Here is a 21,589-nt window from a genome sequence, read left to right on the forward strand (position 1 = left end):
TGCGGCTGCTGCGCGAGACGGGCGTGCTGTAGGGTCACGGGGAGGCGGTCTGCGACGCAGATCCTGACCCGGCGCGCGCGAGCCAGGACCCGGTGCTAGAGCTCCGCGCCCTCGAGTCCGCGGCTGCCGGGCGGCGCCGCGACGCCGCGGCTGTCCCACCGCTCGTGGCGCTGGCTGCGGTGGTGGCGGCGGCGGTGCTCCTGCCGGTGGCCTACCTGGTCGTGCGGGCGGCCGGCGCCGGCCCCGAAGTCTGGGACCTCCTGTGGAGCCCCCGCACCGGCCGCATCCTGCTGCGTTCCGTGCTGCTGGCCGGGGTGGTCACCGCCTCCACAGTCCTCCTGGCCGTCCCCCTGGCCTGGCTCACTACCCGCACCGACCTCCCGGGGGCGCGCCTGTGGCGGGTGGTCACGGCGCTGCCCCTGGTGGTGCCGTCGTACGTCGGGGGGTTCGTCGTGGCCACCGCGCTCGGGCCGACCGGCCTTCTCCAGCAGCTCCTCCACCGCCTGGCCGGGGTGGAGCGTCTCCCCGACCTGTACGGGTTCCCGGGCGCCTGGCTCGTCCTCACCCTCTTCACCTATCCCTACGTCCTGCTGAGCGTGCGGGCGGGGTGGCGCGGGCTCGACCCGGCGCTGGAGGAGGTGGCGCGCACGCTGGGGGAGCGCGGCTGGCGCGCCTTCCGCCGGGCCGTCCTGCCGCAGCTGTGGCCCTGGATCCGCGCCGGCGCGCTGCTGGTGGCGCTCTACACCCTGGCCGACTTCGGCGCGGTCTCGATGATGCAGCTCGAGACCTTCACCACGGCCATCCACGTCCAGTACCAGGCGTCCTTCGACCGCCACGGCGCCGCCGCGCTGGCCCTCGTGCTCGTGGCGCTCACGGGGGCCCTCCTGCTGGCCGCCGACCGGCCCGGGCGCGGCCGGCAGCACCGGGTCGGCGTGGGGCCGGGCCGCCTCCCGCCCCTCGTGCCCCTCGGCCCCTGGCGGTGGCCCGCGCTGCTCGGCTGCGCGGCGGTGACGCTCTGCGCCGTCCTCCTGCCGCTGGGTGTGCTCACCTACTGGCTCGTCCTGGGCCTGGCGCACGGGGAGCCGCTGGTCCTGACGTGGCGCCCGGCGCTGACCTCGCTGGCGCTGGGGGCGGCCAGCGCGGTGGTGACGGTGGCGGCGGCCTTCCCGCTGGCCCTGCTGGCGGCGCGCTTCTCCGGTCCGCTGGCCCTGCTGGCGGGGCGCATCGTCTACGCCGGTTACGCGCTGCCGGGGATCGTCGTGGCCCTGGCGCTGGTCTTCTTCACGGCGCGCGTGGTGCCGGCCCTCTACCAGACGCCCGCGGCCCTGCTCGTCGCCTACGCCGTGCTCTTCCTGCCCCAGGCGGCCGGGGCGCTGCACGCCGCCCTGGCGCGGGTCCAGCCGTCCCAGGAAGAGGCGGCGCGCACCCTGGGCCGCACTCCGACCCAGGTCCTCTGGTCGGTGACGCTGCCGCTGGTGCGTCCGGGCGTCGCCGCCGCGGGAGCGCTCGTCTTCCTCACGACGATGAAGGAACTCCCGGCCACGCTGCTGCTGAGCCCTATCGGGATGGAGACGCTGGCCACCCGCGTCTGGTCGGCGGCGGGGGAGGGTTTCTTCGCCCGCGCCGCCGCGCCGGCCCTGCTGCTCGTCCTCCTCTCCTCGCTCTCCCTGGCCACGCTGGTCGGGCGGGCAGAGCCATGAGCGAGGTCGCCATCCGCTGCGTCGCCGTCGGCAAGGCCTACGGGAGCGTCCAGGCCGTGCGCGACCTCGACCTGACCGTCCGCCGCGGGACGGTCCTGGCCCTGGTGGGCCCCTCCGGGTGCGGGAAGACGACGACGTTGCGCCTCATCGCCGGGCTCGAGCACCCCACGCGCGGGGTCATCGAGGTGGGCGGCCAGGTGGTGGCCGGCTGCGGCGACGTTGTCCCGCCAGAGCGGCGGCGCGTGGGGCTGGTCTTCCAGGACTACGCCCTCTTCCCGCACCTCACCGTGGGCGAGAACGTGGGCTACGGGCTGTCAGGGTCCCGGCGGGTGCGGGCCCGGCGGGTGGCGGAGATGCTGCGCCTGGTGGGGCTCGCCGGGTTCGAGGCGCGCATGGCCCACGAGCTGTCGGGCGGGGAGCAGCAGCGCGTGGCCCTGGCCCGGGCGCTGGCGCCCGAACCGGTGGTGCTGCTGCTCGACGAGCCCTTCAGCAACCTGGACGCCGACCTGCGGCGGGCGCTGCGCGAGGAGGTGCGCGAGATCCTGCGCCGCAGCGGCACCACCGCCGTCTTCGTCACCCACGACCAGGAGGAGGCGCTCTTCATGGGCGACGAGGTGGCGGTGATGCGCGCCGGGCGCATCGAGCAGGTGGACCGGCCGGAGGACCTCTTCCACTTCCCGCGCACGCGCTTCGTCGCCGCGTTCCTGGGGCGGCCGGACTTCCTCCCCGGCCGCGTCACCCCTGCGGGGGTGGAGACGGAAGCGGGCCTCGTCCCGCTCCACCCTCCCCTCCCTCCGGGGACGGCCGTCGAGGTCCTCGTGCGGGCCGACGACCTCGACCTGCGCCCGGGCGGCGCGGCCGCCGTCGTGGGGCGTCACTTCCAGGGCCCGCAGCACCTCTACCAGGTGCGGCTGCCCTCCGGCCGCACCGTGCACTCGCTGCAGAAGCACACCGTCCACTACGCGCCCGGGGACGCGGTCACCGTCGTCGTGGACCCGGGCCACCCGCTGGTGTGCTTTCCCCTGGACGGTCCCCGGGCGGGCGAAGGTGTGCTGGCGGTGAGTGAAACCGCAGGTCAGGAGCGCCTGGGAGTGCACTGACCGCAGTGCACCGCCCGGGTGTCGACCACCGGGGCTGACGACATCGACGCGCCTGGTGCGGGTCCAACCATTCCCGTGAGCCTGGCGGCGGCGTGCCGGGGCTCGGGGAGGACCGCAAAGCCCTCGAGCTGCGCCGCTTCGCGCAGGCGGTCATCCAGGCAGACGAACCCTTCGGCGCGTCGTCGACGGCCCGGAGGAGTGCGGCGGCCAGCTGCAGGGCGTCCGCCGCTCGCAACGGGTGGACCCGGAGGAGGCGGTCCGCCGTGCGCCGGACCTCATCCCCGGTTGGATCTCGTCCCAGGCCTGGCGCAAGTCCGCCGCCTCTGCCGGCGTCCGCGGCCTCCCGGGCTCTTGCTAGAATAGCGCTGTGACCGATGCCCTCCTCCTGCGGCTCCCCGGGCTCACCCCCTATCGGGAGGCGTGGGACCTGCAACGACGCCTGGTCCCGGCCCGCCAGCAGGGTCTCCTGCCGGACGTGCTGCTGGTGCTCGAGCACACCCCGGTCATCACCCTGGGGCGGCGGGGCGGGACCCTGATGGTGTCGCGCGAGACGCTGGCGCAGCAGGGGATCGAGGTCTACGAGGTGGAGCGCGGGGGGCAGGCCACCTACCACGGACCGGGCCAGCTCGTTGCCTACCCGATCCTCCACCTGGGCAGGCTGGGAGAGGACGTTGTGCGGTTCATGCGCCTGCTGGAGGAGTCGATCATCCGCATGGCGGGGGACTTCGGCGTGGCGGCCGGGCGCGAGCCGGGCTACCCGGGGGTATGGGTGGACGGCCGCAAGCTGGCGGCGGTGGGCGTGGCGGTGAAGCGCCGGGTGACGATGCACGGCATGGCGTTGAACGTGACCACCGACCTCGGCCAGTTCCGGTGGATCGACCCGTGCGGACTGGGGCGTCCCGTCACCTCGCTGGCCGAGGAGCTGGGGCGGCCGGTGGCCCTGGACGTGGTGGCCGACGCCTACGCGCGCCGGTTCGCCGAGGTCTTCGGCGTGCGCCTGCGCCCCGTCACGGCCGACGCCGTGGCCAGAGCGCTGGGGCCGGCGGGCGAGGGCGCCGCCGTGCCCGTTCCCGCGGCGGTCACCCGTCCGGAGGCCTGATGCCGCACCGGTTCGAGACCCGCGCCATCCACGACGGCCAGGCTCCGGATCCCGCCACCGGCGCCGTGGTCGTGCCCATCTACCAGACCTCCACCTACGCCCAGGAGGCGCCCGGGCGTCACCGCGGCTACGAATACTCCCGCACCGCCAACCCCACGCGCACCGCCCTGGAGCGGGCGCTGGCCTCGCTCGAGGAGGGGGCGCACGGGGTGGCCTTCGCCTCGGGGATGGCGGCGATCACCGCGGTGACCACGCTGCTCGATCCCGGAGCCCACGTGCTGGCGCCGGACGACGTCTACGGCGGCACCTACCGGCTGCTGGTGCGCGTGTTGCACCGGTACGGGATCGCCAGCGACTTCGTGGACATGCGCGACCTGGCGACGGTGGAGCGGGCGCTGCGGCCCACCACGCGCCTCGTGCTGGTGGAGTCGCCCACGAACCCCTACCTGCGGGTGCTGGACATCGCCCGCATCGCCGAGCTGGCGCACGCCCACGGGGCGCTCGTGGCCGTGGACAACACCTTCGCCTCCCCCTACCTGCAGCGGCCGCTGCGGCTGGGCGCCGACCTGGTCATCCACTCCACGACCAAGTACCTGGGCGGCCACTCCGACGTCGTGGGGGGTGCCGTGGTGACCGCGCGCGACGACCTGGCCGAGCGCCTGCGCTTCTACCAGAACGCCGCCGGCGCCGTCCCCGGGCCGCTGGACTGCTGGCTGGTCCTGCGCGGCCTGCGCACCCTGGCCGTGCGCATGGAGCGCCACTGCGCCAACGCCGCGGCGGTGGCGGCGTTCCTGCGCGAGCACCCGCGGGTGGCCCGCGTCTTCTACCCGGGGCTGCCCGACGACCCGGGGCACGCGCTGGCCGCCCGGCAGATGAGCGGGTTTGGGGGGATGGTCTCCTGCATCGTGCGCGGCGGGGAGGAGGCGGCGCGGCGGGTGGCCGCGCGCACCCGCCTCTTCGTGCTGGCGGAGAGCCTCGGCGGGGTGGAGTCGCTCATCGACCATCCGGCCTCGATGACCCACGCTTCGCTGGCCGCCTCGCCGCTGGCCGTCGATCCGGGCCTGCTCCGCCTGTCGGTGGGCCTGGAGCACCCCGACGATCTCGTGGAGGACCTGCGACAGGCGCTGGAGGAGTCGTGAGATGCCGACGGTCTTCGTGCCGGCCCCGTTGCGGCGCCACACCGGTGGGCAGAGCCGGCTGGAGGTGCCCGGCCGCACCGTCCGTGAGGTCCTCCAGGCGCTGACCCGGGCCTACCCCGAGGTGGGCGCGCAGGTGCTGGACGCCTCCGGAGAGGTGCGCACCTACATCAACATCTTCGTGAACGGGACCGAGATCCGCACCCAGGCCGGCCAGGAGACGCCGGTGGGGGAGGGGGACGAGGTCTCCATCATCCCGGCCATGGCCGGCGGGGCCCGCACCACGCGGGCCCCGACGCCGGACGCGGCGCGGGCGGCCACTCCCCGCCGGGAGGCCATCGCCGACACCGTCCTCGACCTCATCGGGCACACGCCGCTGGTGCGCCTGCACAAGGTCGTGCGCGGCGTGCGGGCCGAGGTCCTGGCCAAGCTGGAGTTCCTCAACCCCGGCGGGTCGGTGAAGGACCGCATCGGCATCCGGATGATCCGGCAGGCCGAGCAGGAGGGGAAGCTGCGGCCGGGCGGCGTGATCGTGGAGGCCACCTCCGGCAACACCGGCGTCGCCCTGGCCATGGCGGCGGCGGTGCGCGGCTACCGCTGCGTCTTCGTCATGCCCGACAAGATGTCGGAGGAGAAGATCCGCCTCCTGCGCGCCTTCGGGGCCCGCGTGGTCATCACGCCCACGGCGGTGCCCCCCGACGACCCGCGCTCCTACTACAGCGTCAGCCGCCGCCTGGCCCAGGAGCTGCCCAACGCCTTCTACGCCGACCAGTACCACAACCCCGCCAACCCCGCGGCCCACTACGAGACCACCGGGCCGGAGCTGTGGGAGCAGACCGGCGGGCGGCTCGACGTCCTGGTGGTCGGCCTGGGGACCGGCGGGACCGCCTCCGGCGCGGCGCGCTACCTCAAGGAGCGGCACCCCGGGCTCGTCTGCGTCGGGGTGGACCCGGTGGGGTCGATCTACACCGAGTACTTCCGCACCGGCCGCCTGCCCGAGCCGCACACCTACAAAGTGGAAGGGATCGGCGAGGACTTCCTCCCCGGGACGATGGACTTCAGCGTCGTGGACGAGGTCGTGCCGGTGACCGACCGCGAGGCCTTCACCATGACCCGCCGCCTGGTGCGGGAGGAGGGGCTGCTGTGCGGCGGGAGCAGCGGGGCCGCGGTGGCCGGCGCGCTCAAGTACCTGCGCGGACTCCCCGACCACGGGGAGGGGCGGCGCGTCGTGGTCATCCTCCCCGACTCCGGGCTGCGCTACCTCTCCAAGATCTTCTCCGACGACTGGATGCGGGAGCACGGCTTCCTCGAGGCCGACCTGGGGACGGTGAGCGAGCTGCTGGGCGCCAAGGGGCTGGCCCTGATCACCGCCGGGCCCGCCGACCCGGTGCGGGCCGTCATCGCCAAGATGAAGGAGTTCGACGTCAGCCAGCTCCCCGTCGTGGCCGACGGCCAGCTCGTCGGCATGATCAGCGAGGTCGACCTCCTCTCCTACCTGCTGGAGGGCGGGCACGGACCCGACGACCCCATCACCCCCATCGTCGACCCCGCCCCGCCGGTGGTCAGCCCGGACACGCCGGTGGACGACCTGGCCGAGGTCTTCCTCAACGCCAACGCCGCCGTGGTGGTGGACCGGGGACGGGTCGTCGGGATCGTGACGAAGATCGACGTCATCGACCACCTGGCGAGGAAGCTCGGACGGTGAGCGAGGCCCGTGCCGTGCTGCGCCTCCCCTCGGGGCAGCTCCTGCCCCCGCTGCGCGTGGTGGACGCGGAGGCGGTGCGGCTGCACGAGGACGCCGACCCCCGCCGCGTCGAGGCGCTGGTGGAGCGCCTGCGCCAGGAGGACGTGCTGCGGAACCCGCCGGTGGCGGCGCCGCTCCCGCGGGGCGGCTACGTGGTCCTGGACGGCGCCAACCGGACCGTGGCCCTACGCCGGTTGGGGCTCCCGGCGCACGTGCTGCAGGTGGTGGACTACGCCGACGCGGCGGTGCGCCTAGAGGTCTGGCACCACCTGCTGCAGGAGGACGGCGACGTGCTGGCCGCGCTCCCCTCGGCGCGGGTGGAGCGGCTGGATAGCGTCGAGGTGCTGCTCGACGCGCTGGCCACGCGGCGGGCGGCCTGCGGGCTCGTCACGCCCGACGGGGTGTGGGGCGTGCGGGACGGCAGGGAGCTGCAGGCGCGCGTGCGGGCCGTCCGCGCCCTGGTGAGCGCGTACGCCGGCCGGCAGGCGATCTACCGGGTGCCCACGCCCGACCTCCCCCAGCTGGCGGCGGAGTACGGGCGCGTGGCGGCGGTGGCGGTCTTCCCCCCGTTCGCCAAGGAGGAGATCCTGCGCCTGGCCGAGCTGCCGGAGAAGCTGCCGACGGGGATCACCCGGCACGTCATCCCCAACCGCGTCCTGCGCCTCAACCTGCCGCTCGACATCCTCCGGGGGGCGAACTCGCTCGAGGCGAAGAACGCCGCGCTGCACGAGCTGCTGCACGCCCGGCTGCTGGCCCACCGCGTGCGCTACTACGCCGAGCCCACGCTCCTGCTGGACGAGTGAGTCCGCCCGTGGGCTCGCCGCCGCCCGACCCCCTCCCCGCCGCCCCGTCGGCCCGCCAGGCCGGGGCGGCCGTCCGCCTGGGACAGAGGCTCCTGGAGCGGATCGGCAACACGCCGCTGTTGCAGGTCACCCGCCTGCCGGAGGTCCCCCCCGGGGTCACGCTGCTGGCCAAGGCGGAGTGGTTCAACCCCGGCGGCTCGGTGAAGGACCGCCCCGTCCTGCGCATGATCGAGGAGGCGGAGCGCAGCGGCCTCCTCACCCCCGACCGGATCCTGCTCGACTCCTCGTCGGGCAACGCCGGGATCGCCTACGCCATGATCGGGGCGGCCAAGGGCTACCGCGTCGAGCTGGTGCTCCCGGCCAACGTCAGCGAGGAGCGCAAGCGGCTGATCCGCGCCTACGGCGCGGAGGTGATCCTCTCCGACCCGCTGGAGGGCTCGGACGGGGCGATCCGGGTGGCCCGGGCACGCTTCGCCGCCGCCCCCGACCGGTACGTCATGCCCGACCAGTACAACAACCCGGCCAACTGGCGCGCCCACTACGACACCACCGGGGCGGAGATCCTGGTCCAGACCGGCGGGCGGGTGACGCACTTCGTGGCCGGGCTGGGGACCTCGGGGACGCTCGTGGGGGCGGGCCGACGGCTGCGCGAGGCCCTGGCGCACGTGCAGGTCGTGGGCGTGGAGCCGGACGGGCCGCTGCACGGGCTGGAGGGGCTCAAGCACATGGCCACCTCCATCGTCCCCGGTATCTACGACCCCTCCGTCCACCACCGGGTAATCGCGGTGGCCACCGAGGCGGCCTACGCCATGACGCGGCGCCTGGCCCGCGAGGAAGGGTGGCTGGTGGGCCCCTCTGCGGGGGCCGCCATGGTGGCCGCCCTGCAGGTGGCCCGTGAGGCCGGGGAGGGGGTGGTGGTGGTCGTCCTCCCCGACGGCGGCGACCGCTACCTCTCCACACGGGTCTTCGCCGAGCCCTGAGGGCGCTGCCGTGCCCCTGCGCCTGACCCGGGCCCAGGCCGACGAGATCGTGGCCCACGCGCAGGAGACCTACCCCAACGAGTGCGTGGGGCTCCTGGCCGGGCGGGAGGGGCGCGTGCTGCGCGTCTACCGGGGCCGCAACGTGGACGAGAGCCCCTATACCTACCGACTGGACGACCGGCAGCTCCTGGCGATCCTGCGGGAGCTGGACGAGGAGCGGCTGGACCTGGTGGGCATCTACCACTCCCACACCGCCTCCGACGCCTACCCCTCGCGGACGGACGTGGCCAGGGCCTTCTACCCCGACGCGGTGTACGTTATCGTATCCTTGAAGGACCGTGCGGGGCCCGTCCTGCGGGGGTTCCGCATCGTCGACGGGGCCGTTACGGAGGAGCCGCTCGAGCTGGAGGCGGTGTCGCCATGAAGGTGAGCAGCCGGGCGGAGTACGGCCTGCGGGCCCTCATCGACCTGGCGCTCCACTACGGCGAGGGGCCCGTGCAGAGCCACGCCATTGCCGCCCGGCAGGGCCTTCCCGAGCCGTACCTCAACCAGCTCATGGCCAGCCTGCGCCGCGCCGGGCTGGTCACCAGCAAGCGGGGGCCGTCCGGGGGACATCGGCTCGCCCGCCCGCCCGGCCAGATCCGCCTGCGCGAGGCGTTCGAGGTCCTGGAGGGCAGCGCGGCCCCCTGGGAGTGCGTGGAGGTGGACGATCCCGCCTGCGCGTACGCTCCCGGCTGCGGCCTGCGACCCGTCTGGATGGCCATCAAGGCGGCGACCGAGGGGGTGCTGGACCGGCTCACGCTGGAGGACCTGAGCGGCCGGGCCCGGGTGGGGACGCGGGCTCGGCGGTGAATGACGCGGGCCCGGCGGTGAATTTTGATAGACGTCGGCAGGAGCTGCCGCGGCTGCGGCGAAAGCGTATCGTGACAGGACGCCTCCGGACACGCAGGTCTGGCCCGACCAGGAAGGGCGGGGGCAGGGGCCCCTTCCAGGTGCGGTGAACGGAGGCGTCCTGTTGCTGTCTTCTGGAATACCTCCTTCGCCATTTTCGTTTGCTCGACCATCATGGCTCGCGGAGCGGTCGTGGCCCTGAGCGTCGGGCCGGTGGGCGGTGCCGAGGCGCGCGAGCAGTTCGCCGCCCTGGTCGAAGAATACCTCGACGGCCTCTACCGCACCGCCCTGCGACTGACCCGCAACCGCGCGGCCGCGGAGGACCTGGTGCAGGACGCGCTCCTGCGAGGGTGGCGTTCCTTCCACACCTTCCAGGCCGGCACGAACGCCCGGGCGTGGCTCTTTCGCATCCTCATGAACGCCTTCATCGATACCTACCGGCGGCGCGGCCGCGAACCCGAGGTGGTGGACACGGAGGCGGTAGAGGACCACTACCTGTACACGCGGGCGCGTGAGAGCGCGGACCTGGCCCGGCAGGGCAACCCCGAGGAGATCGTGCTGGCGCAGGTCATGGACGCCGACGTGGCCGCCGCCCTGGATGCCCTCCCCGACCGCTTCCGCGCTCCGGTGGTCCTGGCCGACCTGGAGGGCTTCTCCTACAAGGAGATCGCCGAGATCCTCGGCATCCCCATCGGGACCGTGATGTCCCGCCTCTTCCGCGGGCGGCGCCAGCTGCAGCAGCGCCTGTGGGAGTACGCGGTGCGCGCCGGGCGTCGGCCTCGCGCCCCCCGGCGCCGCGACGCCCGGCGGCGAGGCCAGGATGGGGGAGGCGCGGCGTCGTGAGCCAGGGGCGGTGCGACGAGGTGCTCCGGCTGCTCTGGCAGTTCATGGACCGGGAGCTCGACCGCCTCACCTATGAGCGGGTGGAGGAGCACTGCCGGCGCTGTCAGCCCTGCCAGGACCTGCACGAGTTCGAGGTGCGGTTGCGCGAGATCATCCGCATGAAGTGCACCGGCGAGGCCGCCCCGGAGACGCTGCGCCGCCGTCTGCGCCAGCTGCTCGCCGACCTGTAGGGGGCGCCAGGGATTGTGCTGCCCCGTGACAACCCGAAAGCCCAGGACGCGTGTGCGCTCGCAGGATCTGTGCGACCTGATGTCACCGTCGGTGGTGGCCCATTCCCGACCTGAGGAGGTCCTCACATGAAACGCGATCCCGTCCGTCCCGACGCTCGCCGCGAGGTGATCAGCACCGATGGCGCTCCCCTCGCCATCGGCCCCTACTCCCAGGCCATCCGCGCGGGCGGCTTCCTCTTCCTGTCGGGGCAGATCGCCCTCGACCCGGGCACGGGACAGCTGGTCGGTCAGGACGTCAAGCAGCAGACACGCCAGGTCCTGACGAACGTGCGCGCCGTGCTGGAGGCCGCCGGGGCCTCCCTGGCGGACGTGGTGAAGTGCACCGTCTTCCTGGCCGACATGAACGACTTCGGCCCGATGAACGAAGAGTACGGTGCCTTCTTCCCGGAGGAGCCGCCGGCCCGGACCACCGTGCAGGCGGCGCGGCTGCCCCGGGGCGCGCTGGTGGAAATCGAGGTGGTGGCGCTCGACCGGGGCCGGTGAGGCCGACCGAAGGCATGACGTCGTCATGGTAAGATGAAGGGTGCGCCGCTGGGGGGTCGTCTAGCCAGGTGAGGACGCGGCGCTTTGAACGCCGTAGCGGAGGATCGAAGCCTCCCCCCCCAGCCACGCTCCTCCCGGGATCTCCGCCTACTGGGTGCTGCCCGGGCCGCGGACCACCCGCCCCGGCAGCGCGCCGGTGTGCTCCCCGTCCCGCAGCACCGCCACGCCGTTCACGAAGACGTGTCGCACCCCGGTGGCGTACCGGTGCGGCTGGTCGTAGGTGGCGTGGTCGATGATCCGGTCCGGGTCGAACACCACCACGTCCGCCAACGCGCCGGGGACGAGCCGCCCCCGGTCGCGCAGGCGCAGCGTCTCGGCCGGCAGCGCGGTCATCCGGCGCACCGCCTCCGGCAGCGTGAGCACCCGCTCCTCCCGCACGTAGCGCCCCAGCACCCGGGCGAAGGTGCCGTAGGCGCGCGGGTGGGTGCCCGAGCGCAGGAAGACCCCTTCGGGGGCGAGCGAGGCGGCGTCGGAGCCGAAGGCCACCCAGGGGCGGGCCATCACCTTGCGCACGTTCGCCTCGGACATGGTGAAGAAGACCGCGCCCACGCGGCTGTCGTCCTCGACCAGCAGGTCGAGCAGCGTGTCCCGGTAGTCCTGCCCGCGCGCGGCCGCCACCTCCGCCAGCGTGCGGCCGATGAGCGGCTTGAGGTGGTCGGCCCTGACGGCGACGAGCAGGACCCGCTCCGGGGCGGTGAAGAGGGCGAGCTGCTCCCGGACCTGCGCCCGGGTGGCCGGGTCGCGCAGGCGCGCCACCAGCGCCTCGGGGCCGCCTTCATGGGCCCATCCCGGCACGGCGGTGTCGAGCCCTGTGGCCGACGCCGTGTACGGGTACATGTCCGCGGTGACCGGCAGCCCGGCGGCCCGGGCCTCCTCGATCGCCCCGAGCACCCGATCCATGAGCGGCCAGTGGCGCTCCCCGGAGACCTTCAGGTGGTAGATCTCCCCGCGGGCGCCGCTCGTGCGCACGATGGTGAGGAACTCCTCCAGCGCCTCGAGGATCCCCGCCTCCTCGTTGCGGATGTGGGAGATGTAGAGCCCGTCGTGCTCGGCGGCCACCTCGGCGAGCGCCACCACCTCGTCGGTGGCGGCGTACGAGCCCGGCGCGTAGATCAGGGCGGTGGAGACGCCCATGGCCCCTTCGCGCATCGCCTCCCGCACCACCGCGCGCATCCGGTCGAGCTCGGCGGCGCTCGGCGCGCGGCGCTCGTAGCCCAGGACGAAGATGCGCGCCGTGGTCGCGCCGACAAAAGAGGCGACGTTGGGGGCGACCCCCCGGCGCACCAGGTGCTCCAGGTACTCGCCCAGGGTCGTCCAGGCGACCTCGTAGCGGATGTCGCCCTGGCGGGCCACCATCTGCCGGCGCATCGCCTCGGTGAGCGGGCCCATGGAGGTGCCCTCGCCGAGCACCTCCAGCGTCACCCCCTGGCGGATGTCGCTCTGGGAACGGCCGTCGGCCAGGAGGGAGACGTTGGCCCAGCTCAGCATGTTGATGAAGCCCGGCGCGGCCACCAGACCGCCCGCCTCGATCTCCTCCCGCCCGCTCCCCGCCACCGTCCCGCCCACGGCGGCCACGCGGTCCCCCGTGATGGCCACGTCGCCCACCACCGGCGCGCCTCCGCTGCCGTCCACGATGGTGGCGTTGCGGATCACCACGTCGTAGCGGTCCATCCCCTCATGCCTCCGTCCATGCCGCCCCCGTTCATGCCCCCGGTCGATGCGCACGCCTCCCCGGGCGCCGCACCCCGGTTGTGGGCAGCCGCGGCTGTCCGTGGCGAGGGCTTCCTGGACGGCCTCTATGATGGGGCGGTCGCCGCCCCTGGGGGAAGGGCGGAAGCGCGGGTGGCAGTGAGGCCGGTGCCGACCGGCGCCCCGGCTGCCCGCGCCGCGTAGAGCGCGGCGTCTGCCGCCGAGGTCAGCTGGCTCACCGTCTCTCCGTCGTCGGGGAACACGGCCACGCCCGCCGTGGCGCCGGTCGCGACGGCCTCGGCCCGCGCCAGCCCTAGCGTCTCCAGGGCGGCACAGAGGCGCTCCCCCAGCGCCACCGCCGTCCCCCGCGTGGTCCCCGGAAGTATCACGGCGAACTCGTCCCCACCGACGCGGAACGCCTGGTCTCCTGGGCCCAGGGCGCTGCGCAGCACCCGGGCGGTCTCGCAGAGGACCTCGTCGCCACGGGGGTGGCCGAGCCGGTCGTTGATCGCCTTGAGCCCGCGCAGGTCGAGCAGGAGGAGGGCCAGGGGCGCGCCGCAGTCGCGGCAGGCTGCCAGCGCCTGCTCGAAGACCTCGGTGAAGTGCCGGCGGTTACCGAGACCAGTGAGGGTATCGGTGATCGCGAGGTGGCGCACCTCCGCCAACGCCTCCTCGAGGCGGGCATTGGCCTCCCGGGCCTCGGCCATGCCCTTCAGGGCGAAGCTGGTGATGAGCCAGATGCTCAGGGTCAGGAGCTGGGCGGATGCGCCCACGCTGGAGGCCAGCGCCAGGACGTACGAGACCGGGACGTACGCCAGGAAGGTGAAGCCGGCCAGACGGGCGATGTGCCGCGGGCGCACGTGTTGCGGGTCGCCGCTGTCGAGGTACCGGCCGATGAAGGCGATCACGACGTTCCCCAGGACAAAGAGGGCGCCGGCGGATGCCAGTACGACAGCCTGCTGCCAGGACGCCTCCTGGGCCTGGGGCGGCCGGCTGAAGCGATGGTAGAGCGCTCCGGCCAGGGCGAGGGCCGTCCCCGCGTTGCCGAAGGCGAGCAGCCCCACCCAGACACTCATGCGCCGGGCCAGGACGAGGAGGATCGGGACCGTGGCGGCGATCGGCATACCCGCCGGCCAGCCGAACAGCCACACCGCGGCGAGCGCGACGGGCCCCTGCATGGGCATGTAGCCTGGGCCGACCCTGGCGAGGATGAAGCCGCCGATCGAGGCGAGGGCGAGAAAGAGCGCGTAGCCGGACCAGGGGAAGTCGGCCAGCGCAGGCAGGGCGACCAGGGTGAGCACGCATCCCGCTGCGGCCCAGGCAGCGGCGTAGCGCCGATAGACCGGCGGCTTGGCCCCCGTGAGGTGAACCGGAGTCGGGCGAGGGTGCCTGCTCACGCGCACCACCCTGCGCTTATGCACAGAGAGGCGCGAGCCTAGTCGCTGCCGACCGGGTGCCGACCGGCCATCGTGACCGGGAGGGAGCACCGACCGACCGCCCGAAGGCGCACCCACCGACCACCCGGCCGGATCCGGGCCGTTCGGCCGGTCATCGGTGTCGGTCGCCGGCAGGATTCCCCTCCCCCGGCCAGAATGACGCCAGAGGTGCCCCGCGAGACCGTCCGTCCCATGGTCCTCGCCGCCGGCCTGGGAAAGCGGATGCGCTCCACGCAGCCCAAGGTGCTGCACCCGGTGGCCGGCCGGCCCATGATCCGCCACGTCCTGCGGACGCTCGCCGCCCTGGGCCTCCCGCGGCCGGTCGTCGTCGTGGGCCACGGCGCCGAGGCGGTCGAGGCGGCAGTGGGCGAGGACGGCCGCTGCGTGCTGCAGCCCGAGCCGCGCGGCACGGGGGATGCCGTGCGGGTGGCGCTGGAGCAGGCGGCCGCCGACCTGGCCGAGGCCCGGGCCGCCCTCGTCCTCTACGGGGACATGCCGCTCCTGCGGGCCGAGACGCTCGAGCGGCTGCTCGCGGCGCACGCCGAGGCCGGCGGGCTGGTCATGCTCACCGGCCACCTCGCCGACCCCACCGGCTACGGTCGGGTCCTGCGCGACGCGGCGGGCCAGGTGACGGGCGTCGTGGAGGAGGCCGACGCCCCACCGGATGTGCGCGCGGTGCGCGAGGTGAACGCCGGCGTCTACGTCGTCGACCTGGCCGTGCTGCGCGAGGCGGTGGCAGCGCTCCGCCCGCAGAACGCCCAGGGGGAGTACTACCTGACCGACATGGTGGGCTGGGCGGTGCGGCGCGGGGTGCGGCCGCGCGCCGTGGTGGCCGAGGACCCGGAGGAGCTGCTGGGGGTGAACTCCCGGCGCGAGCTGGCCCGCGTGGAGGCGGCCTTCCGGGCCCGGCTGCTCGGCCGCCTCATGGACGCCGGCGTCACGGTGATCGACCCGGCCCACACCTACGTGCACGTCGACGTGACCGTGGGGCCGGACACCGTCCTCCACCCGGGGACGTCGCTGGAGGGGACTACGCGCGTGGGCAGCGGGTGCGTCATCGGGCCGCAGGCGCGGCTGGTGGACGCCGAGATCGGCGACCGGGTCACCGTGGTGGCCTCCACCATCACCCGCGCCAGCGTGGGCGAGGGGAGCCGCGTCGGCCCCTACGCCCACCTGCGGCCGGGGACGCGGGTGGGGCGCTACGTGGAGATCGGCAACTACGCGGAGATGAAGAACGCCACGGTGGGCGACTACACCAAGGTCCACCACCACAGCTACCTGGGGGACGCCGCCGTGGGGCAGCGCGTGAACATCGGCGCCGGCACGGTCACCTGCAACCTGCGCGACCGGAGCGGGCAAAAGTGGCCGACGGTGATCGAAGACGAGGCCTTCATTGGCAGCGACACGATGCTCGTGGCCCCGGTGCGGGTGGGCCGGGGGGCGAGTACGGGCGCCGGATCGGTGGTGACGCGGGACGTGCCGGCAGGGGCGCTGGCCGTGGGGGTGCCGGCCCGGGTGATCCGGCGGAGCGCCGAGACCCCGCGCTAGGCCGGCGGCCGGCGACGGGCGCGGGAGGCGCCGGAGGGCGGCGGTGGCGTCGGGGGCGTTGAAGGTCTTCAGCGGGTCGGGCAACCCGGCCCTGGCCCAGGAGGTGGCCGACCGGCTCGAGGTGCCGCTCGGCGAGCTGAGCCTCTTCCGCTTCGCCGACGGGGAGGTGGGGATTCGCATCGACGAGAGCGTGCGCGGCGCGGACGTCTTCGTCCTCCAGTCCACCTCGCCGCCGGTGAACGAGCACCTGGTCGAGCTCCTGGTGATCATCGACGCGCTGCGACGGGCCTCCGCCGCGCGCATCACCGCGGTCCTCCCCTACTTCGGCTACGCGCGGCAGGACCGCAAGATGCGGCCGCGCGAGCCCATCAGCAGCAAGCTGGTGGCCAACCTGCTGACCACCGCTGGCGCCGACCGCATCCTCACCGTCGACCTGCACGCCGGGCAGATCTGGGGCTTCTTCGACATCCCGCTGGACCACCTGCCGGCGCGCCTGCTCATGGTCGAGGACCTCCGGCGCCGCGGCCTGTCGGATCTGGTCATCGTCAGCCCGGACATCGGTGGCACGCCGCGCGCCCGGGAGTTCGCCGCGGCGCTGGGCGCTCCCATCGCCATCATCGACAAGCGCCGGGACCGCCCCAACGAGGTGCGCGAGGTGGTCCACGTCATCGGCAAGGTCTACCGGCGGCGGGCGGTCATCGTGGACGACATCCTGGACACCGGTGGCACGCTGGTCATGGCGGCGCAGGCGCTGATGCGGCGCGGGGTGGCCCAGGTGGACGCCTACGTCACCCACGCCCTCCTCTCCGGCCCGGCGCTGGAGCGCATCGCCCGCAGTCCGCTCGGCGAGGTGGTGGTCACGAACACCATCCCTCTGCCGGCCGGGAAGCCGCTGGCGAAGCTACGCGTCCTCTCGGTGGCGGGGCTGCTGGCCGAGGCCATCCGGCGCATCCATGAACACCGCTCGGTGAGCGAGCTCTTCGAGGCCGCCCCCCAACCGGTGTCCTGAGCGCGCGTCCGCGCGGCGCCACCCGTGTCCGTTGCCGCGCCATCCTGGGAACCTGTAGAATTGGCACGCGCCGCGTTGCGGGCGCGGGCCTGACGCCATGGAGCTCCCTCCCTTCCTCGTCGCGGGGCTGCTCGCGCTGATCGTCACCTACGAGCTGACGCCGGTGATGCGCCGCATCGCCCGGCGCATGGGGGCCATCGACTATCCCGGGGGGCGGCGCATCAACCCTCGGCCCATGCCCCGCCTGGGCGGCGTGGCCATCTTCGCCGGGTTCGTCCTGGCCCTGCTGGTGGCCATGGTGATCACCCGGCCGGTGGAGCTGGTGCGGGGCGACGACAGCGTCTTCGTCCGCATCCCGCTCGTCCCGCGCACCGACCGGGCTGTCCTGGGCATCCTGCTGGGAGGGACGGCCATCTTCCTGGCCGGGGTGTGGGACGACGTGCGCGGCCTCAACCCGGCGGTGAAGTTCCTCCTCCAGGTGGGGGCGGCGGCGGTGCTCATCCCCTTCGGCCTGGCCACCCAGTTCGTCACCCACCCGCTCACGGGAGCGACCATCGCCGTGGGGCCGCTGGGGGCGCTCTTCACGGTGCTGTGGGTGGTGGCCATGGTGAACGCTACCAACTTCATCGACGGGGTGGACGGGCTGGCCTCCGGGATCGCCGCCATCGCCGGGACGACCATGCTGCTGGCCGCCGCCGTCAAGGGGGACGTCATCTCCATGGCGCTGGCGGGCTGCCTCATCGGCAGCACGCTGGGCTTCCTGCCCCATAACTTCAACCCGGCGCGCATCATCATGGGGGACAGCGGCTCAATGTTCATCGGCTACGTGCTGGGGGGCCTCTCGGTGATGGGGCTGTACAAGTCGGTGACGGCGCTGTCACTGGTGGTGCCGCTGCTGGCACTGGCCGTGCCCATCGTCGACACGGCTTTCGCCATCGTGCGCCGGTGGCGGACGCGCCAGCCCATCTACCTCCCCGACCGGGGCCACCTCCACCACCGGCTGCTCGACCGCGGGCTGTCCCAGCGGCAGACGGTCCTCCTGCTCTACCTGGTCAGCGCCTTCTTCGGGGTGGGGGCGCTGGCGGTGGCCGGCGTGAACCGCCCGGCCAGCGTGGTCACCCTGGGCCTGCTGGCGGCCCTGCTCGCCCTGGGGGCCCGCCGGCTGCGCCTGCTGGAGCGCCCCGTGGGCCCGGACGCCTGACGTGAGCGCTCCCCGGCGCGTCGCCACCATCTTCGGCACCCGTCCCGAGGCCGTGAAGATGGCGCCGGTGGTGGCCGCCCTGCGCGCCGCCCCCGACCTCGTCCCCGTGGTCCTGGTCACGGCCCAGCACCGCGAGATGCTCGACCAGGTGCTGGGCGTCTTCGGCATCACGCCGGACCGGGACCTGGACATCATGCAGCCCGAGCAGACCCTGGTGGATATCGCCACGCGGGCGCTGCAGGGGCTGGCGGCCGCGCTGGCCGAGCTGCGCCCCGACCTGGTGGTGGTGCAGGGGGACGCCCATACCACCTTCATCGGCGCCCTGGCCGCCTACTACCAGCGCATCCCCGTCGCCCACGTCGAGGCCGGGCTGCGCACCGCCGACAAGTACCAGCCCTTCCCCGAGGAGATGAACCGGCGGATGACCACCGCGCTGGCGGACCTGCACTTCCCCCCGACGGCCTGGGCGCGGGAGAACCTGCTGCGCGAAGGGGTGCCGCCCGAGCGCATCTTCCTGACCGGCAACACGGTCATCGACGCGCTGCAGGCCATCCGCGCCCGCGGGGTGGCGCCGCCCGCGGACCTGCCCGACCTGGGCGGACGGCGCATGGTCCTGGTGACGACGCACCGGCGCGAGCACTGGGGGGAGCCCCTGCGCCAGATCTACCTGGCCCTGCTTGACCTGCTGGAGCAGTTCCCCGACATCGCCGTCGTCTTCTCCGTCCACCCCAACCCGGCCGTGCGCCGGGTGGTCACCGCCGTGCTCGACGGCCACCCCCGGGCGCACCTGATCGAGCCGCCGGAGTACGCTCCCTTCATCGCGCTGATGGAGCGGGCGTACCTCATCCTCACCGACTCCGGGGGGATCCAGGAGGAGGCCCCGGCGCTGGGCCGGCCGGTGCTGGTGCTGCGGGAGAAGACCGAGCGCCCCGAGGGCGTGGCCGCCGGCACCGCCCGGCTGGTGGGCACCGACCGGGCGCGCATCGTGGCGGAAGCGGCCCGGCTCCTCGCCGACCCCGCCGCCCACGCCGCCATGGCCCGGGCGCGCAACCCGTACGGGGACGGGCGGGCGGCGGAGCGGATCGTCCAGGCCATCCGCTACTGGTTCGGCCTCACCCCCGACCCGCCGACCCCCTTCGGCCAGCCCGCCGGAACCGACGGGCCGCCGCCTCCGTAGCGGGAGGCGGGAGGGGCCCGTGCGCCTTGTGCGGGGTGCGGCGACCCACTATGCTGAAGGCGGCCGGGGAGTCACCGCCATGACCAGGCGATCCACCACACTGGGGCTGCTCGCCGTCGCCCTGCTGGCGACCGCGGTGGGGGCCGCACCGCAGCTCCGCGACGTGAAGGCCACCCTCACCGGGGAGGTCCTGGAGGAGGGCCTCGTCAAGGCCGGCGACCGCGTCCGCGACGGCGACCCGCTGGTCTACGTCCGCACGGTGGCCGGGCGGGCGGTCGCCGCGCGGGCCCCCGCGGACGGGGTGATCGTGGAGGTGCTGGTCCGTCCCGGCCAGGTCATCAGGGAGAAGGGCCAGGTCGTCGCCCGCCTGGAGCCCCGGTAGCCTCGATCCGCACGCTGGACTGTCGACGCCCATCGCTGATGCGCCCGTCTCGCACGGAGACGGGCGACATTTGTCTGCGCCTCGAGGAGGGAGGACCGCCAGTGATCCGCTCGCTCGTTCGGCTCGCCATCGTCCTGGCGCTGGCCGCCGGGCTCGTCCTGCCGCAGGCGTCGGCGGGCTCCGGACAGGAGGGCCTGCCGCCCATCATGCCGCTGGGGGAGGTGCGGCCGGGGATGCGCGGTATCGGCCGGACCGTCATCCAGGGGCAGCGGGTCGAGCAGTTCGACTTCGAGGTCATCGGCATCCTCCAGGGCGGCGGCGGGATCATCAACGTCAAGCACCTCATCCTCTTCCGCGTCTTTGGCCCGCTCATGGAGCGCACCGGGGGCGTGGCGGCGGGCATGAGCGGCAGCCCGCTCTACGTGAACGGCCGGCTCATCGGTGCGCTCAGCGCCGGCTACATCTGGCAGCCCGGCACGCGCGACCTGGGGCTGGCCACGCCCATTGAGGAGATGCTGCCGCTCCTCACCGACCAGGGCCGTCCCGGTGCCGACCGTCGCGTGGAGCGGTGGCCGACCGTCTACCGGCCGCTCTGGCCGCTGCGGGTGGCGGGCCGGCCGGTGGAGCGCGTCGTGGTGGCCTGGGGGAGCGCGGCGGCGCGCGCCGCCGCCCTGCCCGGCTCCCTCACCTTCGTGCCGGCCACCACGGTGAGCCAGGTGAGCGGCCTCACCCCCCGCGCCTTCACCCTGCTGCGGCGCATCCTGGGCGACCGCTCGCCGCGCCCGCTGGTACAGGCCGGCGGCACCCGGGCCGAGCTCCAGGCGGAGCGCATCCGCGACGGCAGCACCGTGGGCATCGTCCAGGTCTTCGGCGACATCACCTTCGGGGGGATCTGCACGGTGACGCTGCGGGTGGGCAACCGTCTGCTCATCTGCGGTCACCCCTGGGACCAGTTCGGCGCCGTGGACTACGGCCTGACCGCCTCGGAGATCATCCAGGTGGTGCGCACGCTGGAGCGCCCCTTCAAGGAGGGGAACCTGGGCGGCCTGATCGGCAAGATCGACCAGGACCGCGGGCAGGCCATCCGCGGGGTGCTCGGGGAGCTGCCCCGGATGTTCGCCGTGCGGGTCGTGGTGAACGACCTGGACAGCGGACGGCAGGTCACCAAGGGGATGCAGGTGGTGCGGCGGGAGGACCTGGTGCGCGTCTTCGCCCCGATCATGGCCCTCACGGCAGTGGAGCGGGCACGCGACCAGGTCATCGGCGAAGGCACCGCGCGCGTGAAGATGACGGTGCGGGCCGCCGGCCTCCCCCGCGTGCTGGAGCGCGAGAACGTCTTCTACAGCGACCTGGACGTGGCCATCGCCGCGATGTTCGACGTGCCGTTCGCCACCCAGTTCCTCTTCCAGAACCCCTTCACCCAGCTCAACCCCATCGACATGACGATCCAGGTGGCGATCACGCGCCAGCGCCAGACCGCCACCATCCAGACGGTGGACGTGGAGCGTCGCGAGGTCAGCCCCGGCGAGCGGCTGCGCGTGCGCATCACCGCCCGGCCGTTCCAGCGCAACGTCCAGACGACGCGCGTCCTGGAGGTCCCGATCCCCCGTAACTTCCCGCGCGGCCCGGCCTTCCTCGTGGTGGGACCCGGCGGGACGCAGCCGCCGCCCTCCCAGGCGCCGAGCCTGGGGGACGCCTTCGTCAGCATGGTGGTGGGGGAGCAGGAGCCCTTCCCCGGCGAGAACCTGGAGGAGGCCATCGACATCTTCGAGAACTTCGGAAAGAACAACCACATCCTGCTCCAGGTGGTGCCGTTCGGGCTGCCGGCCGACGGGGTGGAGTTCACCAAGTTCGACGTCTTCGCCGGCGGGCTCGTCGAGACGGACTGGGTGATCCAGGGTCAGGTGACGGTCCCGATCCTGGTGCGGTGACGGCACCCGGCAGCGACGGGTGCCCGTGGGGTGCACAGGGACGGGGGGCGACGTCCCCCGTCCCTCGTGCTTCTGGGGGCCGGTGAG

General features: G+C 73.8%; 20 protein-coding genes and 1 tRNA gene. 19 read left to right on the forward strand and 2 right to left on the reverse strand.

Annotated features, from left to right (window positions below):
* The first annotated feature begins 92 nt into the window (after window positions 1-92).
* The 13 genes from RB146_01100 (at window position 93) to RB146_01160 (ending at window position 11,195) form a co-directional block, all read left to right on the forward strand.
* Window positions 93-1,700 carry an iron ABC transporter permease gene (locus tag RB146_01100; protein ID MDQ7827579.1) on the forward strand — a complete coding sequence of 536 codons (1,608 nt, stop codon included), beginning with the start codon at window positions 93-95 and terminating at the stop codon, window positions 1,698-1,700.
* The gene (locus RB146_01105; GenBank protein ID MDQ7827580.1) at window positions 1,697-2,800 is read left to right on the forward strand and encodes an ABC transporter ATP-binding protein; all 1,104 of its coding nucleotides are present in this window, start codon (window positions 1,697-1,699) and stop codon (window positions 2,798-2,800) included. The genes RB146_01100 and RB146_01105 overlap by 4 nt, the downstream gene beginning before the upstream one ends.
* Window positions 2,801-3,167: 367 nt before the next feature.
* Window positions 3,168-3,899, forward strand: a complete 732-nt coding sequence (lipB, locus tag RB146_01110; protein ID MDQ7827581.1) for a lipoyl(octanoyl) transferase LipB — start codon at window positions 3,168-3,170, stop codon at window positions 3,897-3,899.
* On the forward strand, window positions 3,899-5,038 hold the full coding sequence (locus tag RB146_01115) for a cystathionine gamma-synthase (protein MDQ7827582.1): 1,140 nt from the start codon (window positions 3,899-3,901) through the stop codon (window positions 5,036-5,038). The genes lipB and RB146_01115 overlap by 1 nt, the downstream gene beginning before the upstream one ends.
* A 1-nt stretch (window position 5,039) precedes the next feature.
* Complete coding sequence (locus RB146_01120) at window positions 5,040-6,740, forward strand: cystathionine beta-synthase (GenBank protein ID MDQ7827583.1); 1,701 nt, start codon at window positions 5,040-5,042, stop codon at window positions 6,738-6,740.
* The gene (locus tag RB146_01125) at window positions 6,737-7,582 is read left to right on the forward strand and encodes a hypothetical protein (protein MDQ7827584.1); all 846 of its coding nucleotides are present in this window, start codon (window positions 6,737-6,739) and stop codon (window positions 7,580-7,582) included. Before RB146_01120 ends, RB146_01125 begins: the two co-directional genes overlap by 4 nt.
* An 8-nt stretch (window positions 7,583-7,590) precedes the next feature.
* On the forward strand, window positions 7,591-8,562 hold the full coding sequence (locus tag RB146_01130; protein ID MDQ7827585.1) for a cysteine synthase family protein: 972 nt from the start codon (window positions 7,591-7,593) through the stop codon (window positions 8,560-8,562).
* 10 nt (window positions 8,563-8,572) lie between these two features.
* The gene (locus tag RB146_01135) at window positions 8,573-8,986 is read left to right on the forward strand and encodes a M67 family metallopeptidase (GenBank protein MDQ7827586.1); all 414 of its coding nucleotides are present in this window, start codon (window positions 8,573-8,575) and stop codon (window positions 8,984-8,986) included.
* Entirely contained in the window at window positions 8,983-9,414 is a 432-nt protein-coding gene (locus RB146_01140; GenBank protein ID MDQ7827587.1) for an Rrf2 family transcriptional regulator, read from the forward strand. The genes RB146_01135 and RB146_01140 overlap by 4 nt, the downstream gene beginning before the upstream one ends.
* A 231-nt stretch (window positions 9,415-9,645) precedes the next feature.
* Window positions 9,646-10,296: a sigma-70 family RNA polymerase sigma factor gene (locus tag RB146_01145; GenBank protein ID MDQ7827588.1), complete on the forward strand. Its 651-nt coding sequence runs from the start codon at window positions 9,646-9,648 to the stop codon at window positions 10,294-10,296.
* The gene (gene rsrA, locus RB146_01150) at window positions 10,293-10,526 is read left to right on the forward strand and encodes a mycothiol system anti-sigma-R factor (protein MDQ7827589.1); all 234 of its coding nucleotides are present in this window, start codon (window positions 10,293-10,295) and stop codon (window positions 10,524-10,526) included. The genes RB146_01145 and rsrA overlap by 4 nt, the downstream gene beginning before the upstream one ends.
* Window positions 10,527-10,652: 126 nt before the next feature.
* Window positions 10,653-11,069: a RidA family protein gene (locus tag RB146_01155; GenBank protein MDQ7827590.1), complete on the forward strand. Its 417-nt coding sequence runs from the start codon at window positions 10,653-10,655 to the stop codon at window positions 11,067-11,069.
* 49 nt (window positions 11,070-11,118) lie between these two features.
* Window positions 11,119-11,195 (forward strand) — tRNA-Gln (locus tag RB146_01160).
* 21 nt (window positions 11,196-11,216) lie between these two features.
* On the opposite strand, the gene RB146_01165 is transcribed toward RB146_01160, so the two are convergent.
* Window positions 11,217-12,800, reverse strand: coding sequence for a D-aminoacylase (locus tag RB146_01165; GenBank protein MDQ7827591.1), 1,584 nt, complete (start codon window positions 12,798-12,800; stop codon window positions 11,217-11,219).
* A 125-nt stretch (window positions 12,801-12,925) separates the two neighbouring features.
* Entirely contained in the window at window positions 12,926-14,119 is a 1,194-nt protein-coding gene (locus RB146_01170; GenBank protein ID MDQ7827592.1) for a GGDEF domain-containing protein, read from the reverse strand.
* A gap of 303 nt (window positions 14,120-14,422) precedes the next feature.
* Between RB146_01170 and glmU the strand changes: the two genes are divergently transcribed.
* The 6 genes from glmU to RB146_01200 all read left to right on the forward strand — a co-directional run bounded on the left by glmU (window position 14,423) and on the right by RB146_01200 (window position 21,502).
* Window positions 14,423-15,802, forward strand: a complete 1,380-nt coding sequence (glmU, locus tag RB146_01175; GenBank protein MDQ7827593.1) for a bifunctional UDP-N-acetylglucosamine diphosphorylase/glucosamine-1-phosphate N-acetyltransferase GlmU — start codon at window positions 14,423-14,425, stop codon at window positions 15,800-15,802.
* A 43-nt stretch (window positions 15,803-15,845) separates the two neighbouring features.
* Window positions 15,846-16,811 (forward strand): ribose-phosphate pyrophosphokinase, encoded by a 966-nt coding sequence (locus RB146_01180; protein ID MDQ7827594.1) that lies wholly within the window; start codon window positions 15,846-15,848, stop codon window positions 16,809-16,811.
* A 97-nt stretch (window positions 16,812-16,908) separates the two neighbouring features.
* On the forward strand, window positions 16,909-18,012 hold the full coding sequence (locus RB146_01185; protein ID MDQ7827595.1) for an MraY family glycosyltransferase: 1,104 nt from the start codon (window positions 16,909-16,911) through the stop codon (window positions 18,010-18,012).
* A 1-nt stretch (window position 18,013) separates the two neighbouring features.
* A complete protein-coding gene (gene wecB, locus RB146_01190) occupies window positions 18,014-19,189 on the forward strand; it encodes a UDP-N-acetylglucosamine 2-epimerase (non-hydrolyzing) (GenBank protein MDQ7827596.1) in 1,176 nt (391 codons plus the stop codon).
* A gap of 79 nt (window positions 19,190-19,268) precedes the next feature.
* Window positions 19,269-19,571, forward strand: coding sequence for a DUF2118 domain-containing protein (locus tag RB146_01195; protein ID MDQ7827597.1), 303 nt, complete (start codon window positions 19,269-19,271; stop codon window positions 19,569-19,571).
* A 101-nt stretch (window positions 19,572-19,672) separates the two neighbouring features.
* Complete coding sequence (locus RB146_01200) at window positions 19,673-21,502, forward strand: SpoIVB peptidase S55 domain-containing protein (protein MDQ7827598.1); 1,830 nt, start codon at window positions 19,673-19,675, stop codon at window positions 21,500-21,502.
* The last annotated feature ends 87 nt before the right edge of the window (window positions 21,503-21,589 follow it).

The organism is Armatimonadota bacterium (assembly GCA_031081585.1).
GTDB lineage: Bacteria > Sysuimicrobiota > Sysuimicrobiia > Sysuimicrobiales > Humicultoraceae > Geohabitans > Geohabitans tengchongensis.

Coding starts and splice junctions, on each gene's coding strand:
- RB146_01140 (MDQ7827587.1), top strand. CDS start 8,983: ATGAAGGTGAGCAGCCGGGCGGAGTACGGCCTGCGGGCCCTCATCGAC.
- RB146_01105 (MDQ7827580.1), top strand. CDS start 1,697: ATGAGCGAGGTCGCCATCCGCTGCGTCGCCGTCGGCAAGGCCTACGGG.
- RB146_01155 (MDQ7827590.1), top strand. CDS start 10,653: ATGAAACGCGATCCCGTCCGTCCCGACGCTCGCCGCGAGGTGATCAGC.
- RB146_01120 (MDQ7827583.1), top strand. CDS start 5,040: ATGCCGACGGTCTTCGTGCCGGCCCCGTTGCGGCGCCACACCGGTGGG.
- RB146_01185 (MDQ7827595.1), top strand. CDS start 16,909: ATGGAGCTCCCTCCCTTCCTCGTCGCGGGGCTGCTCGCGCTGATCGTC.
- RB146_01195 (MDQ7827597.1), top strand. CDS start 19,269: ATGACCAGGCGATCCACCACACTGGGGCTGCTCGCCGTCGCCCTGCTG.
- RB146_01165 (MDQ7827591.1), bottom strand. CDS start 12,800: ATGGACCGCTACGACGTGGTGATCCGCAACGCCACCATCGTGGACGGC.
- RB146_01115 (MDQ7827582.1), top strand. CDS start 3,899: ATGCCGCACCGGTTCGAGACCCGCGCCATCCACGACGGCCAGGCTCCG.